Annotated in this window: 14 protein-coding genes and 1 tRNA gene; 3 read left to right on the top strand and 12 right to left on the bottom strand. The window is 60.9% G+C overall.

The window, feature by feature from the left end; genetic code table 11:
- Positions 1-161: 161 nt before the first annotated feature.
- The 5 genes from FHX11_RS02310 to FHX11_RS02290 form a co-directional block, all read right to left on the bottom strand.
- Complete coding sequence (locus FHX11_RS02310; protein ID WP_184354642.1) at positions 162-992, bottom strand: response regulator; 831 nt, start codon at positions 990-992, stop codon at positions 162-164.
- 261 nt (positions 993-1,253) lie between these two features.
- Positions 1,254-3,788, bottom strand: coding sequence for a mechanosensitive ion channel family protein (locus tag FHX11_RS02305; RefSeq protein WP_184355774.1), 2,535 nt, complete (start codon positions 3,786-3,788; stop codon positions 1,254-1,256).
- 238 nt (positions 3,789-4,026) lie between these two features.
- Positions 4,027-4,587, bottom strand: a complete 561-nt coding sequence (locus FHX11_RS02300) for a DUF924 family protein (protein WP_184354640.1) — start codon at positions 4,585-4,587, stop codon at positions 4,027-4,029.
- 93 nt (positions 4,588-4,680) lie between these two features.
- Complete coding sequence (locus tag FHX11_RS02295) at positions 4,681-6,096, bottom strand: FAD/NAD(P)-binding protein (protein WP_184354638.1); 1,416 nt, start codon at positions 6,094-6,096, stop codon at positions 4,681-4,683.
- A gap of 357 nt (positions 6,097-6,453) precedes the next feature.
- Positions 6,454-7,050 (bottom strand): alpha/beta hydrolase, encoded by a 597-nt coding sequence (locus tag FHX11_RS02290; protein ID WP_184354636.1) that lies wholly within the window; start codon positions 7,048-7,050, stop codon positions 6,454-6,456.
- A 193-nt stretch (positions 7,051-7,243) separates the two neighbouring features.
- Here FHX11_RS02290 and FHX11_RS02285 point away from each other — a divergent pair, with 193 nt between their 5' ends.
- Positions 7,244-8,452 carry an SfnB family sulfur acquisition oxidoreductase gene (locus tag FHX11_RS02285; RefSeq protein ID WP_184354634.1) on the top strand — a complete coding sequence of 403 codons (1,209 nt, stop codon included), beginning with the start codon at positions 7,244-7,246 and terminating at the stop codon, positions 8,450-8,452.
- 68 nt (positions 8,453-8,520) lie between these two features.
- Here the strand turns inward: FHX11_RS02285 and FHX11_RS02280 are convergent, their stop codons facing one another.
- Together FHX11_RS02280 and FHX11_RS02275 are read right to left on the bottom strand one after the other, a co-directional pair.
- Positions 8,521-8,991 carry an Rrf2 family transcriptional regulator gene (locus tag FHX11_RS02280; RefSeq protein WP_184354632.1) on the bottom strand — a complete coding sequence of 157 codons (471 nt, stop codon included), beginning with the start codon at positions 8,989-8,991 and terminating at the stop codon, positions 8,521-8,523.
- A 204-nt stretch (positions 8,992-9,195) separates the two neighbouring features.
- Positions 9,196-10,659, bottom strand: a complete 1,464-nt coding sequence (locus FHX11_RS02275; protein ID WP_184354630.1) for an FAD/NAD(P)-binding protein — start codon at positions 10,657-10,659, stop codon at positions 9,196-9,198.
- 586 nt (positions 10,660-11,245) lie between these two features.
- Here FHX11_RS02275 and FHX11_RS02270 point away from each other — a divergent pair.
- Together FHX11_RS02270 and FHX11_RS02265 are read left to right on the top strand one after the other, a co-directional pair.
- Entirely contained in the window at positions 11,246-11,542 is a 297-nt protein-coding gene (locus tag FHX11_RS02270) for a nucleotidyltransferase domain-containing protein (RefSeq protein WP_184354628.1), read from the top strand.
- Entirely contained in the window at positions 11,542-11,895 is a 354-nt protein-coding gene (locus tag FHX11_RS02265) for a HepT-like ribonuclease domain-containing protein (protein ID WP_184354626.1), read from the top strand. Before FHX11_RS02270 ends, FHX11_RS02265 begins: the two co-directional genes overlap by 1 nt.
- Positions 11,896-11,985: 90 nt before the next feature.
- On the opposite strand, the gene FHX11_RS02260 is transcribed toward FHX11_RS02265, so the two are convergent.
- The 5 genes from FHX11_RS02260 to FHX11_RS02240 form a co-directional block, all read right to left on the bottom strand.
- Positions 11,986-12,061 (bottom strand) — tRNA-Lys (locus FHX11_RS02260).
- Positions 12,062-12,186: 125 nt separating this feature from the next.
- Positions 12,187-13,104: a PhzF family phenazine biosynthesis protein gene (locus FHX11_RS02255; protein ID WP_184354624.1), complete on the bottom strand. Its 918-nt coding sequence runs from the start codon at positions 13,102-13,104 to the stop codon at positions 12,187-12,189.
- An 85-nt stretch (positions 13,105-13,189) separates the two neighbouring features.
- Positions 13,190-13,936 (bottom strand): NUDIX hydrolase, encoded by a 747-nt coding sequence (locus FHX11_RS02250; RefSeq protein WP_184354623.1) that lies wholly within the window; start codon positions 13,934-13,936, stop codon positions 13,190-13,192.
- Complete coding sequence (locus tag FHX11_RS02245) at positions 13,933-15,045, bottom strand: endonuclease/exonuclease/phosphatase family protein (protein ID WP_184354621.1); 1,113 nt, start codon at positions 15,043-15,045, stop codon at positions 13,933-13,935. Before FHX11_RS02245 ends, FHX11_RS02250 begins: the two co-directional genes overlap by 4 nt.
- A gap of 47 nt (positions 15,046-15,092) precedes the next feature.
- Entirely contained in the window at positions 15,093-16,088 is a 996-nt protein-coding gene (locus tag FHX11_RS02240; protein WP_184354619.1) for an isopenicillin N synthase family oxygenase, read from the bottom strand.
- Positions 16,089-16,101 lie beyond the last annotated feature (13 nt).

The raw sequence follows: 16,101 nt of genomic DNA, 5'->3' as shown, positions 1-16,101 counted from the left end.
TCGTCTCGGCCTAGTGCGGCTGAAACACCACCACCGCGCGTACCATCGTGAACAGGATTCGTGAAGAAATTGGAACCAGAGATTGTACAAATCTCCGCAAAACATGAATTATATTCATATTTATATCCCCTCCTAGTCCCCTCGTTTCCTTGTTTAGAGCATCATGCGCTCAATTGCACCTGTCTGACCGACTGAATCTGCAGCAGCGTGTCGAGATTCTGGTTCACGCGGCAGTAGAATTCTTCATCGATGAAAGGACGCAGGATGAAATCGTTACCACCCGCCTTCAAGAAGCGGGCCGACAACAGCCTGTTGGTCGAGGACGACACGCCGATGATGCGCAGTTCGTGCGAGCCGATCGTGGCGCGAATGCGCCGCGTCAGCTCGAACCCGTCGATGTCGGGCATGTTGTAATCGGTGACCATCAGGCCGATATCGCGGTTGGTCTTCAGGATTTCCAGCGCCTTGGCGCCGTTCTCGGCCACGCTGACGCGGAAATTATAGCGCTTCAGGCGGCTGGACAGCAGCGCCCGCGCCGTGGCGCTATCGTCGACGATCAGCACATGATGACGATGATTGGTCAGGAAGCGGCAGATCGATTCCGCCAGCAGATCGACGGCAAAGACATTGTCCTTGAGGATATAGTCGACGACATCCTTGGCGATCAGCTCGTCGCGCATGCCGGCGAGAAAGGTGCCGGTGAAGGCGATCGTCGGAATGCTGAGATCGATGAGATATTCCAGCGCCTCGCCCTTTTCCGCCCCGGGCAGGTTGATGTTGGAGATCGCCAGGCGGATCGGCTCCGACGATTTGTCGTAAGCCAACTGCAATTCCTCGAAGTTCCGGCAGATTTCGATGTCTATGTCGAAGAGGTTCTTCAACTTCGCGCTGATCATCGACGTAAAGACATTCGAATCCTCGGCAAGAATGATGCGCGCCCCCGCCAGCGAACCGCCGGAATATTGCATTCCCGAAATACCCAAAAATGACATGCTAAAAACCCGCTAATAAAAACCCCACCTCGTCCGGAGTTTCTACAGCAAAGCATTTGAGCCTTTGTTAAGTCGACTGGTTTCCCATAAGTGAAAAATTGGCCGTCAAAGCCATGGACTCGCCGCAAGAATGCGAAAGGGACGCTCTAGTCTTTCAAGACCGGAACATCCCCTCCCTATACTTCGAACTGTTCGAATATTAGCCGCCCAGAGCCGTCTCGCGCGGATCGAGCGATCCGGCCAAGACCGGTATCGGGACCATCAATCGGCGGACGCCCGGCCGCGCCGGCGCCCCGTGCTCTTGCTCTCCGGCTGCGGCTCCTCGGCCGGCGACGCTATATGCCTTGCGACAATCTCGCCCTCACCCTCCGGCCCATCCGCGGCCTCGGCGAGCGCGCTGCTCGCCAGAAGCTCGCTCTGCCTGCCGCGCTTGCCATCGCGGACGATATGCAGCTCCTGATGCGGATAGGGAATGGAAATCCCCTCCTCGCGAAAACGCCTGAGGATATCGATGCGCAGATTGTTGCGGATCTCCATGCCGTCGGAGAGGTCGGAGAGATAAAAGCGTATCTCGAAATCGAGGGACGAAGGACCGAAACGCAGGAACTCGACATGCGGCTCCGGGTTTCGCAGGATTTTCGGTACGCCGCGCACCAGCTCCAGCAGGATTTCCATCACCCTCTTCGGATCGGATTCGAAGCTGACGGAAACCGGGATTTCCGAGCGTGCCAGACGATTGCGATGCGTCCAGTTACCGAGGGACGCATTGATCAGCTCCGAATTCGGCACGATGATCGATTGTTTGCGGAACGTCTCGATTTCCGTGGCACGCACCGAGATGCGCTTGACGATGCCTTCCGACGTTCCCGAGACGATCCAGTCGCCGACCTTGAAGGGCCGTTCGACCAGCAGGATCAGGCCGGAAACGAAGTTCGACACGATATTCTGCAGGCCGAAACCGATGCCGACCGAAAGCGCACTGGCAACCAGCGCCAGGCTGGACAGATCGATGCCGGCCGCCGAAATCGAGATGATGGCGGCAAGCGCGATGCCGAGATAGCCGATGCCGGTCTTGACCGAGTTGCGTACCCCCAGGTCCATCTGGCCGCGCGCCATGACATTGCTGTCCAGCCAGCGCTGAACCCAGCGCGTCACCAGATAGCCGCCGGCAAACAGCATGATGCCCGCGAAGATGCCCACCAGCGAAATCGACATGTTGCCGATGCGGATCTCGGTGAACAGGCGATAGGCGATCAGCTCCAGATCCTGGATGTGGAAACCCCAGGACAGAAGGATCAGCGGGATACCAGTCAGAAGCGCGATCGCATAGGTCGAAAGTCCAGCGACAAGCCCGGCCTGATCCAACGCCACCTCGCCGAGCTTGAAGCGGTTCTCGAGGAAACGGCCAATGATCGTCTCGGCGAAAACCCCCTGCCGGGACACGGCCTTGCCCAACTGGAAGCCGAGATACATCGTCGCCACAACGGCGCTGATCATGATCAACTGCGTCGCGATGAAGCGCGCGAGGCCGACATAGCCGATGACGGCGGTGAAGATCAGCAGCGTGCCCAGCACCCGCAGGATGATCGCCATCCCATGCGGCCAGCGGCGGCCTGGATCGTCCGGATCGCCGCTCTTGGCGAGGATCGGCCGGCCGAAGGAAGAGGCAATCAGGATGAGACCGATCAGCAGCGCGGCGAAGAAGCTCTTCGCGACGGTGACGACGACCGGCGAGCCCATGGATTCGCTGATGCGGTCGAAGACATAATCGAGGCCGTTGACGACGGCCATGGCCTGCAGGCACCAGCTCAGCGACCTCGCACCCTTGTTCGACAGCTTGACGAGCCGCCAATGCGGCCGAAAAGGCGCGAAAACCGCATTGGTCAGGCGGCCGACGAAGTAGACGAGCCAGATGAAGCCGAAGAAGGCCCCCAGCACCGGCGCGATATCCGGCCGCAGCACGTTGAAGTTGGAGAGGCTCAGGAAAGACGTCACGAGGAACGCCACCAGCGACAGCGTGCGGATCAGCGTCGACCAGAAAGCGACCGACAACCGGCTGATATAGGACGGGTTCTCGATGCTCTCGTCGCGCACATAGTAGCGGCGGAACAGCCGGTAGCCGCCCAGAAGGAAAATCAGGGCCGCGCAGAGCGACAACAGAACGGCGGCAAGGAATGAGCCGAACTTCGCCTTTAGGACGAAGCCCATCCAGCTCGTCACGGCAGCGCTGAACCGGACGCCCTCGTCGACGAAGGCCGTTCCGGCATCCTCGAACGTGTCGGCGGAAATACCGGTGCGCTTGAACAGCGTTTCGGCGAACAGCTTACGGCGCATTTCCATGAACTGCATGGTAATGCGGTTGGTCGCCGTCAGCAGATTCTCGGCATCGAGGGTCAGGGCGCTGATCTGCGACCGCTCGGCATTCAGCCGATCGCGCTCCTGCGTGACGATCGGCGCTTCCGGCGGCTGACCTTCCTTCGGCGCTGCTCCGAGCTGCCCCAGGCGCGCATCGATCTCGGCGAAACGCGGCTTCAGGCGCGCGGAGATCGCCGCGATGGTGCGGTTGAGTTCGTCGGCCCGGCCGGACAGCGCGACCAGGGCCTCGTCATCGGCGCCGTCGGCCTTCGAGGCCTCCTCGAGTGAACCATATTCCTTCTTCGCCTTGTCGATATCTGCGACCGTGGCATCCAACAGGCCATTGGCAAGCTGCGGCGATTGCTCCGCCTGTGGAGCCGGCTGCCCCGACTGTTGATCCTGCGCAAAGGCATGGCTTGCCACCAAGGGGCCTGTCCCCATGGCAAGGTTCAGCCCCAGCAGCAGTGCAAACAAAAAACGAAGGCGGTGTTTCAGCAGGCGCAAGCAAAGCTCCTCGTCGCGGATAAAATCGCTGGCGGCTTGAGTAAACGGATTCGCCGCGCGGAAGAAATGAAAGAACGAAATCCACCTATACTGCGATTGCGCATTTCATAGCCCCTCGCGTAAGCCTTGTAAGGCAAAGAAAGGCGACAGAAAGGCATCTGCCGCCTTTATCCCCTCAGAAACCCGCTCCCGGCTGGGCGAGATACGCTTTCTCAGCCTCGGTCGATACGCGCCCCAGCATGGCATTGCGATGCGGAAACCGACCGTAGGCGGCAATGACGGCACGGTGCCGGAGCGCATAATCGATCTGCTCATCCAGGCCGAGCGCTTGAAAAAGCGCAACGGCCCGATCCTGCTCGGCAAGGCTCTCGGCATGTTCGAATGGCAAATAGAGGAATATTCGCCATTCCGCCGGCATTTCCCGGTCCGCGCCAGCTTCCAGGGCAGCTTTCGCCTCCTGCAATGCCAAGCCATCGGTGGCGAAAGCGAGCGGAGTGCCGCGATAGACATTGCGGGGGAATTGATCGAGGACGATGATCGCGGCCAGCCGATTTGCCGGCGTTGCTCGCCAGGGATCGGTCACGCCCGCGGCCAGAGCCAGATGCGTATGGCGAAACCGACGGCCGATCTCGTCATCGAGATCGACGGTCGAGCCGAACCAGTCCTCGCTGGTGCATTCCTCAAACCAGAAGCTCAACACCTCTTCCGGCGTGCACACGATCGGCTTTCCCGCCATATCCCGTCTCCCCAACAATACTCGCGGGGAGATAGGTCCCTTAGCGCGCGGCGGCAATGGCGAAGTTCGTCATTGGTGCGGGGACAAGATTAATCACACAGCCTTGCACTGCGGATAGAACCGGGTCGCCACGCCTTCGGCGGCGGCATAGGCCTGCGAGACGATCTCCGGCACCAGGTCGATATCCGGCAGGCTGCCCAGGCCGAGCGGCCCGATGGCAAATAGCCCATCGATGGTCCGGCCATCCACGGAAAGAGCCCCCGTGGCCTCCACGGCCAGACCGAGACCCAGCTCGTCCGGCATGGCGAGACCGGCATCGATCAGGCTGCGCATCAACGGCGCATCGAGGTCGGGCTCCTGGCAGCGGCAGTCGATCACCTCGTCGGCGTAGATCTGCTCGATCTCCTGCTGGCCGGCGGGCCGCATCGTCAGGCCGGTCGGCGTGCGCCGTTGGAAATGCCCGCGACGCAGCACTGTGTTGCCTTCGGCCAGCTCCTGCTGCAGTCGGACATGCAACGCCTCGGGCAAGCGATTGCGGTGACTGTCGTAAAGCGCGCGAAGATGGCGGTTGAATTGCTGCTTCTGCCCGGCCGGCAAGGAACGCCAGAGCGACCGCGCATGCTTGCGCAGGCCGTTCATGACGGATTGCCAGCTCTGTCCGCTTGCCTCCGCCTCCTGGCAGGCGCCGCGGATGAAACGGATGATGTCACTGAGATTGCCGGGCATCGCCTCGGCGGGAAACACCGGATCGGCATTGCTGCGGGTGTGGCTCTGCGGCAGGAAACCACGCCGGGAAACGATGGTGATCTGGCCCGCATAACCATTGTCGCGCATCTGCAGCAGCCGGTCGACGACGCGCAGCCCGCTGCCCAGCAAGACCGTATGCGGACGCGATACGAGGCGGCGCGCCCGCACCGCTGTCGGCATCGCCACCGGCTCACCACTCTGCGGTTCGTCAGCCGAAACGCCATAGCCGGTCGCCAGCATCACCATGTCGAACAGGGGATTGGGGGCGCTGGCACTCTCCACCAGGAAACGGTCTCCCCGGCCCCGGCGGATACCGGTCACCGTCTCGCTGCTGACCTGCACGGTGATGTCGCGGCGGGAGGACAAGGCTTCGGAGAAGCGCTGATAGACGTAATCGCTGAAAATGCTCTTCGGCACGAAGATTTGCAGAAAGCCGGGGATCGCCGCTGGCACGGCGCTGCGAAAGGCGGCATTGCTGCAGAGCCAGTCGTTGAAATCGTCGGGATCGCCGGCAGATACCGAGAGATCGCGCACGCGGCTGTTGAGAATTTCGCTGCTATGGCCGGAGGCCAGGGCCTGACCGCCGCTGACGCTGGAATTGGGATCGAAGAGCTGCAGGTGAAACGGCGTCCGCATGGTCTTCATCAGTGCGATCGCCGTCATCATGCCGGAAAAGCCGCGGCCGATAACGGCAATGCGCGGTATTGCGTAGGTCGATGCCGAGGCATTTGCCCTGGCGGAAAACAATCCCTGAACCGTCATATCAACTCCTGGGGGCGAAAGGTGGTCGATCATGCTTTTCTAAGGGCATACTGAAACTTTGCCGATGAATCTGGTGCCCGCAACCGGCCGACATGGGCCGCCAGAGCACCGCGCCCGCAAACACACAAGGGTCGCTTACGTCCTCAAACCCCGAAAGCGCCCTCTCCGGGGGCTTCCGGCGGGTTCCCGCCCAAACACGGAAACCTGATCCCTTCGTCAACCTGCATGCTCGAGCGCATCGCTCGACGGAATGTGGTTGTTGTTATTGTCTACTTATTTAGTCGTATATGAAAGCGCGAAAATGCGCCGGTAGCAAGCGGTTTCTTGCGACCGGCGGTTTTCGGCAGGGAACAGCGCCTACGACATGGCCGGACACAAGACGTCGTGCAACGGCCGGCTCGCCCGCTCCTTCACCCGATTTTCGACCCGCCTGGTGAAGGCGTCGAACAATTGGTAGCCCTGCGGCCAACGCCCGAAACCGCTGGCAATATTGACATGTCCAGCATCACCGAGATCGTGCAACTCGCTGCCCCAGCACGTAGCGCGCTGGCGAAGCTCGGCGAAATCCATGTAGGGGTCGTCATGGCTGCCGACGACGAGGTTGGGGAACGGCAAGGCCATAGCCGGCAAGGTTCCGAAATCGACGACAGCGGGATGCAGTCTCTCCGTCCGCTCGAGATCGCAGGGAGCCACGAGAAAGGCCCCCTTCACGCGGCGCGCGGCCGGCCGGCCCGCCAGATTTGCGGCAAGCAGGCAACCGAGACTATGGGTGACGAGCCAGGCTTCGCCCACCCGCTCCAGCTCGCTTTCCAGGGCCGCCAGCCAATCCTTCAGCACCGGCCTCGACCAGGATGCCTGACGAACGATGGTTGCGGCGCGATCGCGCGCCCAATGGCGCTGCCAGTGACCCTCGGCGGAGCCGTTCAAACCGGGAACGATCAGTGTCGCGACCATGGCGCTCTCCTGGATGGCAATTCACGGCCTATCGGCCGCGCTTACAATTTCTCCATTCGGCGCCTATTATGACCAGCTAAGAAAATCCGGATAAGCAAAGAAAATCTAATGTAAAGTAGTTCTATAGAAATTAGGCGCTTATCGAGCTAGAACCGTTAAGTCACTGATATGCCACCGGCCGATGGAGTGATGGATGGGAACTGTTTCGCAGTTGCACGAGCACGTCAGGCCGCCCGCGCACCGTATTCAAAGCGAAGAGGAAGCCTTGCAGATCGCCCGGTCGCTCGCCGCGCGCTACCTGCAGCAGGCAAGCGAACGCGACATCAACCGCGTGCTGCCCTATGAGGAAGTGGACGCTCTGTCCCAATCCGGCCTGCTCGGCATCACCACGCCCTCGGACTATGACGGGCTCGACATCTCCAATTCCGTTCTGGCCGAAGTCATTGCCATTCTCGCCGAAGCCGATCCCTCGATCGCCGAGATCGCGCAGAACCATCTCCATGTTCTCGAGGTTTTGCGCAGCAACGGCAGCGAGGCACAACAGAGCGCCTTCTTCGCCCGGGCGCTGGCCGGCGATCGTTTCGGCAGCGCGCTTTGCGAGCCGGGCATCAGGACGGCCGGTCAATATGGAACCCGGCTGGCATCCGATGGCCTGGGCCATCGCATCAACGGCCGCAAGCTCTGCGCCGCCGGAGCGCTGTTTGCCGACTGGCTGGCGATCCTGGCGCTCGATAACAGCGACAATCTCAGCATATCGCTGGTGCCGCGCGGCACCGAAGGCGTGCAGATCATCGACGATTGGGACGGCTTCGGCCAGCGTACGGCAGGCGGCGGAACGACCATGCTGCACAATGTCCATGTCAGCGCGGATGCCGTCATTCCGTATCCGAAGAGCATGGAGACGCCCACGACCATAAGCCTGCTGGGACAGATCATCCATGCCGCCATCGATCTCGGCATTGCGCGGGCAGCCTTCGCCGAAACCGTGGAGTTCGTGAAGAACAGCGCCCGCCCCTGGATGAACAGCGGCGTCGAGCGCGCCGCCGACGATCCGTTGACCATCGCCCGGATCGGCGAGATCGCCATCCGCATCGAGGCCGCCGCCGCTACGCTCGACCGGGCCGGCCGAAAGATCGACATCGCCCAGATCAATCCGAGCGAGGATCATGTGATCGATGCCGCGCTCGCAGCCGCCGCCGCGAAAACATTGACCGCGGAAATCGCCATGGAGGCATCGAACACATTGTTCGAACTCGCCGGCACGTCTTCCACACGCATCGGCCTCAATCTGGACCGCCATTGGCGCAACGCCCGCGCCCACACGCTGCAGGAGCCCGTGCGCTGGAAACATCATCTCGTCGGCAACTATCATCTGAACGGCGTCACGCCACCAGGGGGATGAGGCCAGCCCAAACGCAAACCGCCGGCCCTGGAGACCGGCGGTCAAATCAAACGTGGTGTGGCAGGCGGTTACCCGATGTTCGAAGCGCGATAGTCTTCCCGCTCTTCGACCTCGATGCCGGCGCCACCGCCGGCGACGAACTGTTCCAGCGTCATATTGTCGAGAATGTCGGCGATCGCATCACGGACTTCCGTCATGGAGCGCCTGACATGACAGCGTTCCGGATCGGCGCAATCGTCGCAGGCCTCGTAGGCCGTGCGGCTAGCACAGCGGATCGGCGCGAGCGGGCCGTCGAGCGTGCGGATGACATGGCCGATGCGAATGTCGGTGGCGGGGCGCGACAGCGAATAGCCGCCGCCTGGCCCCTTCTTAGAGCGCAGCACGCCGGCATTGCGCAATTCCAGCAGGATCGTGTCGAGGAATTTCTTCGGGATATTGTTGCGCGAAGCTATGTCGTTGATGAACGCAGTTTCGCCCGGTGCGAGGCGCGCCAGATCCACCAGCGCCTTCAACCCGTATTTTCCTTTTTTCGTGAGCATAGCTATCCGCTTTACTGCAAGTTCGATTGTTGGGAGCCCGGCATGATCGATCGAGACTCAGCCGCCGATCCTGTCATCATTGGCCATGGAAGTAATACCACGGTCTTTGACGAACAAGACGATAACTCACAAATTGTATAGTTTATATGCGTAAATTTAGGCAAATGTATCGCCTAAGCAACGTTTTTGCAGTTTTTCTTGCCTTTACGCGGCGCTGATGCCGATTTCAGTCCGGCCTTGCCGGCGCTTTTCATGGTCGGCGAGCGCCGCCGCCACCTGCCCCGCGACGAAGACCGCATGCTCCACCACTTCAGGAAGGCCCATCAACTCGCCGAACGTGCCCCGCGCTAACGGCCCGGAGATGAACAAGGACGGCGCGAGCGCTCCGTCGGCGCCCAGCGCCTGCGACGCGGTATTGCAGGCAAGGCCGAGGCGCGTCGCGTCGATGGCGAGATAGCCCGCTTCCGCGAGCGCGCCGATCCAGCCTTGCGTCTCCAGAATGCCGCGATGGCCCGGCCCGGTGGTCACCACCACCGCATCGAATTGGCGATCGACGCTGCCCGCCGAACGGCCGAGGCGCAGTGTGCAGTCGATCGCGCCGCCGCTCGTGGTAACGGCCTCGACGGAAGCGGCGAGAACCTCCAGCCGGCCCGACCGGATAGCCCCCTCGCTGACGGCCTCCACCTGCGGCGCGACCCGGAAACGATGCACATCCCAGAAGGGCCGCAAATGTCGCACGACGCGCCGGCGCTCCTGAAGTGGCATTGCCCGCCACAGATCCTGTCCTTGCGCGCGCACCTGATCGATGACCGCATGCCAGCTCCATCCCTGGCCTTCGGCTTCACGGATCGTGGCGCGCACCCGGCGCAGCAATTCAAGCGCCGTTCTGGATGGGCGGCTGACGAAATCGCCGAAAGGCTCCTGCTTTGCCGCGGCATGACCGCGAGACCGCAAGCCATGCCTCGATATCGCCGTCACCGGCCCCTTGTGACCACGCAGATCAAGCGATGCGATCACGTCGGCAGAGGTCAGCCCGTTGCCGACCACGAGCACGCGGTCGTCGGCGCGAATGGCGGCGAGCACATCCGGCCGCGTCGGATCGGCAATGAAACGTGGATGGCCATCGAGCGCGCGCGACAGGACCTGGGGCGGCAGCGGCGACGGGTGGCTGGTGGCGATGATCAGGAGATCGGCCTCCACGCGCCTTCCGCCCTCGCCCCGGATCACCCAGCGCTCGCCGGAGCGCCGAACGTCGGTGGCCCTGTCCGCGACATGGGTGACGCTTCCGTCATCGATGTAAGGCTGCAGCATGCTGTTGATGTAGCGGCCGAACAATGCGCGTCGCGGAAACAGGTTGCCATTCGCCGCAACGGCCGTCTCGTCGCCGGCAAGCGCATCGCGCTCCTTCAGCCAGCGCTGGAAATGCTCGATATCGTCGGGAAGCAGGCTCATCTTCGCCGCCGGCACATTGATGCGATGGGCGGGGTCCTGTGAGTCGTAGGCAAGCCCGGCTCCCAGCCTCTCGCGCGGTTCGAAGATGAAGAGCTGGCCGGGCCGCAGCCGCTGGCCCCGCAGCAGATGAAAAGCGACCGCCGCGCCCGAGACGCCGCCGCCGATAATGGCAATCACGGGCTGACCATGCGATGGATCGTGAGAATAAGTGGTCATCGCCAAATCCTTCCAAACCGACCGATCACGCCGATGAACGCATCGCCGCCAACCGCGCATGCTCCGGAGCACAGCAATATACTCCATAAAATTTATTGACAATAGAAGGCCGTGAGCCGCCCAATGGTTCCTAAGGGCGAATGCGATGGCCTTGACGGCAATATTGCCTTTGCAATCAAACAGTTGTTTGTGCCACGCACAACAAGGTTATTGCACCGCAGGATGTAAAAATCTTGGCATACACCAAATAAAAGAACATACTAATAATTGTTCTGGTTCATGTTCTCTGGGAGGAGAAACATCATGGAACTGCTGCACCTGCTGACCCCTTTCGACTATATGCTGCTGCTGCTTCTGGCAGTCATCTTCGTCTTCAGCATGATGGAAGGCGGCCACAAGAGGCATTAGGCGGGCGCTGACGCAATGTCAGATAGCGAAGGAAGGCTACGACATCGATCGAATGTCGACGCCTATCGTCACCCGTTCCTAGGGGAGCCTTTGCGATGAGGTTTCCGAAGAACGAAACCGGCAACCCGTCAAAACGATGAAGGTGGATGCCTTGCGCGAATTGCTATAAGCTATCGCCATGAACCGAACCGATGCCATTCAGAAGCTTCAACAGCACGCCGATGCCATCAAGGATATGGGCGCTACGGCCCTGTATCTTTTCGGCTCGACCGTCCGTGATGAAGCGCGTGCGTCCAGTGACCTTGACCTGTTCATTGATTACGATCCGGCCAAGCGGTTCTCGCTCCTCGATCTGGTCGGGATTAAGCAGCTTCTGGAGGAAGAGCTTTCCGTGGATGTTGACGTTACGACCCGCAACAGTCTGCACCCGATGCTGCGAACCGACATCGAACAATCCGCCATCCGTATTTTCTGATGGTCAAGCGCAGGGTCGGGCCGGTTCTGGCTGAAATTCTGGAAACCATCGAGGGCGTCGAAGTCCATACAGCCGGAAAGTCCCTTGCGGAGTTCGAGCGTGATTGGCTGCTCCGCCTCGGTACACAGCGGGCGTTGGAAATCATTTCGGAAGCCTGCCGTCACATTCCCGACGAGCTGTTGAACCTTGCTCCCGATGTTCCATGGAAGAGGATACGCGGCATTGGCAATGTCCTGCGCCATGAATACCATAAAATCGCGGACGATGTGATTTGGGTGGTGGTGACGGAAAATCTTCGGCCACTGAAAGCCGCTATCAAGATCATCCAGCAATCCGTCGATGACGAGAGTTAATCGTAACGGCAAATAGCCCGAATTCGCGCTTCCGCCGCCGGCGGCCAGCTTTAACTGGCGCCACTATCGCAATGATATTCTGAGAGAATTTGGTGGGTGATGTAGGGCTCGAACCTACGACCCGCTGATTAAGAGTCAGCTGCTCTACCAACTGAGCTAATCACCCGTAGCCGCTTGCTGGCGGCGTGACCGGGCATATAAATAGGATCGGTTTGATTGTCCAGCGGCCAGACGAATTTTCTTTGATTATTTGTCAAAAAAATTTCGAAGACCGGGAAAAACCCTGAAAAATCAAAGCTCAATGATTCCGCTTGCGATACGAACCGCCTGACCGCCGATCCGTGCATTGGCAATCTCGCCGCCATCGACGTCGATATGGAGGTGGATAAAGGATGGGCGGCCCATCTCGATACCCTGTTCGACGATCAAGGGATGATGGCCATCGGTCAGCCGATCGAAGTGGTTGATCGCGCCGGAAAAGGCGGCCACGGCCGACCCTGTTGCCGGGTCCTCGGTAATGCCCATGCCGATCGGAAATACCCGGGCATGGAATTTCGCCGTGTGATTGATTCCCCCACGGCAGTAGACGAAAGCAGAGGCCAGCGCGCCATCCACGAAGGGCGCCGTCTTTTCCCAGAGCTGCGGATCGAACTCCAGCCGCTCGGCCGCCCCAAGATCGTGCACCGGAACCAGCAGGAACGGCACGCCGGCACTCCAGATCGAGGGAACGTGATTCTCGAAACCGACCTCGGTGATCTTCAGGCTGAGCGCATTGGCAAGATCAGCCTTGTCGAGCGGCAGCACGATCTGCTGCGACTTTCGCGGCAGATCGAACTCGGCGAAACTTGCCCTTTTCTGCCTGAGCCGGATCGCACAGCGCACCGGCCCCACCCGCTCGTCCAGCACCGAGACGAGATCGACATCGCCGCCATGCATGGCATGGGCGCGTTCAGCCAGGGCAATGGCCGTTCCGACGGTTGGATGACCGGCAAAAGGCAGTTCGCGGCCTGGAGTGAAAATGCGCAAGGCCGCGGTATGGGTAGGATTTTGCGGCGGCAGAACGAAGACCGTCTCGGAGAGGTTCATCTCCTTGGCGATCGCCTGCATCGCCTCGTCGCTCAGACCCTCGGCATCGAAAATGACCGCCAGTGGATTGCCCGCCAATCGGCTGTCGGTGAATACGTCATAGACACTGTAGCTGCGGGCCAAGCTTGCCTCCATCACATGACATTCGATTGTCCGGCCACCCCAGGCATCAATTCATAACGGCAACCTGTTGGAGCGCAAGCTAAAGCTATGTCTCGCGCTCGAAGAACCAGGCGAGGATCGGCAGCATCGCCGGACTGTAATGATGTGCCGCGGGATCGGCCGAGCGAATGGCGACCGCGCCGTCGATCTCCTTTTCCTCGTCCACCAGCATATGCGCCTCGATCTTCTCGAGCATCTCCCTGGCCGTCCAGGGAAAGCGAAAGACGCGAAACAGAGTGACCGAGCGATTGGCGTGAGTGGCGTAGTAGCCAGGCTCAGCGACAGCCGCGCCGAGATCGAGACCGGTTTCCTCCATGACCTCGCGGCGCATGTTGCCGTCGATGTCGCAATGGCCGTCGACGATATCGTTTTCATCCAGCGAACCCGCCGCGCAGTAGATCTGCCCCGGATTGGCCGTATGCTGCGCCATGCGAATGGCGATGATCGCACCATCGGAGGAAACCGCGACCGGGAAGGCGAAGACGTGAAAACCCCCGGTCCTCTCCTTCTGCTTGCGCCACCAGAGGAAGGTGGAAAACGGCGTCACATAGGCCTCGCCCGCAATGGCGCTTTCGCTGACCGAGAGACGATGCTGGAAGATCATGCGGCCATCATAGAGCGCGGGATTGGCGGCAATCTCCCTCTTCCAGTTCTCCTGCGCCGCCTCCGCTTCGCCAAGGTGGAAGGGATGATCGCCGGGCTTGACGCTGAGCTCGATGCGCTTCACCGGAAAGACCGTTTTCTCGGGCGGCCAGCCGGCCGTATCGTCGTGGAATTTGAAAGCGGAGTTCATAGGAGATCCAATGTCATGACGACGGGGCAGTGATCGGAGGCCTTCGGCCTGTCCCAGCCCGTGCGAGGATAGCGTTCCATCTCCTGCCCAGGCGGAAAGATGGTGCGAAAAGGCTGGCCGGAGCGCACGACATCGGGCAGCCGCGCACTGTTGGCCCGCGCCAGCGCCGGTGACAGCCAGATGTAATCGAGCTGGCAGAGCCATTGCTCCTGCGGCCCGCGCGCATGATAGAGCGTCCAGCGGTCGAGTTCGTCGCGACGGCGCATGACATTCTCGGCAAAGCCATCCCGGCTGAAGACGTCGAGTGCGCTGATCTCCTCGTCCCGGTGCTCGAAACGATAGCCGCTGTGGCGCGTGCCGATGACATCGACGCGCTCCTGATAATCGTTCATGTCGCCGCAAATGGCGAAATTCTTTTTGTCCGTATGGCCAGTGCCGAAACGGTTCTCGATGATCCGGCGCACGGCGAGCGTCTCGGCGCGGCGCACCGGCATGGTCGACTGGCGGCCGTCGATACCCTCCCGCGCCGGCCCCATCGACTTCAGATGCACCACGTAGAGCGAAAACGGCACGCCGCCGATTGTCAGGTCCAGCTCCAGGCAATCGCGTTTGAAGAGCTTGTCGGTCGGATTGAGGCCGAGCGCGGCAAGATCTTCGTTGAAAAGCCCGAAGTCCTGATATGTCACCATGGCGTGACTCTTGATGTCGTTGAGCACGATCGGCTGCCCGTCGCGTGTCTCCTCGCGCATCATCACGGCCACGTCGATACCGCGGCTGTCATTGCCTTCGATCAGGAATTTCTGCCGATAGCCGTTGCCGACCATGCGATAGAGATAGCCATATTCGAAAGCCTGCAGCGCCGCCATGCTGTCGACCTCCTGCAGGCAGATGATGTCGGCATCCGCATCGGCGATGGCGAGCGCCGTCATCTGCCTGGTGTCGTCCGTCGCGGCCACCACGCGTGCCGCTTCCAGCTGCTGGTAGATGTTCTCGTTCTTCACGTCGAACAGCTTGAGCACGCGGTCCTGCCGCAACTGGTTGCGAAAGCCGGTGTAATCGAAACGGGTCAGAAGATTTTCGACATTGAAGGTGGCAAGGCGAAGGGACATGAAGCGTTCCGGTTTATGGAAATTGCGATTGGCTCTTTTCGCTCATATCAGCCGGCCCTGGGGGTGACGGTCGATTTGAACTTGCCCATGAGATAGGGGCCGGAGAGAACCGGAGCATATTTGGGCTCCCCGCTTGCCGGCATACAGGATGGAAGGCAGGCGATCTCGGCAGACCAGTTCGGCTGATGGAAGAAAGCGAGCGACTGCCGCCGCTGCATGCCGCCCTCCTCCGGCGGCGGATTGACGACGCGGTGTACGGTCGAGACCCAGCGATCATTGGTCCAGAGCGCCATGAGATCGCCGATATTGATGATGAAGGCGCCTTCGACGGCAGGGACCGGTGTCCAGCGGCCGTCCGGCGCGATGATTTCCAGCCCCTTGGAGCCTGGCTGCGGCAGCAGGATCGTCAGGCTGCCATAATCGGTATGCGCTCCCGCGCGCAATTGCCCAGGCTGCGGCGCAACGCGCTGTTCGGGATAGTTCAAAGCCCGGAGCGCACTGATCGGCGCGTCGACGTAAGCGTCGAAGAAATCTTCGCCGAGGCCGAGGGCAGTGGCAAAGACCCGCATGATCCGCGCCGCGAGATCCTCCATGGAGCGATAATAAGCCTTCCAGGCTTCCACGAACCCCTCGGGCCCCTCAGGCCAGATGGTCGCCGCATAGCAAAAGCCGAGCGCCTCGGGATCGGTCATGCCCACGGGCACCGCAAGCGGACCGCCGTTGAAACTTTCCTTCAGATCCGGGGGCGTATCGACATTGCGCGACTTCGCCAAAGCCTCCGCGCCGGGACCGAGATAACCATAGGGATAACCGGGATAAGGCGCCTTGGCCCGTTGCTTGACGTCGGCGGGCCGGTCGAAAAACGCGCGGGTCTTTGCCCATATGCCGTCGATTACGGCCGTATCGACGCCATGATTGGCAATCGCCAGGAAGCCGGTCGCCCGGCAAATTCCGTCCACCTCGGTGCCGAGCCGCCGCTTCTCCGCGTCGCCAGCCGCCTCGAAGACACCGAGATCGAAGGTCGGGAAGCTTTGATCGGACATGACGCGACTCCCA

This window comes from Rhizobium sp. BK602 (genome assembly GCF_014195095.1).
Classification (GTDB): Bacteria; Pseudomonadota; Alphaproteobacteria; order Rhizobiales; family Rhizobiaceae; genus Rhizobium.
The sequence above is the reverse complement of the archived record's forward strand: the minus strand, read 5'-3'. Positions and strand labels throughout refer to the sequence as shown.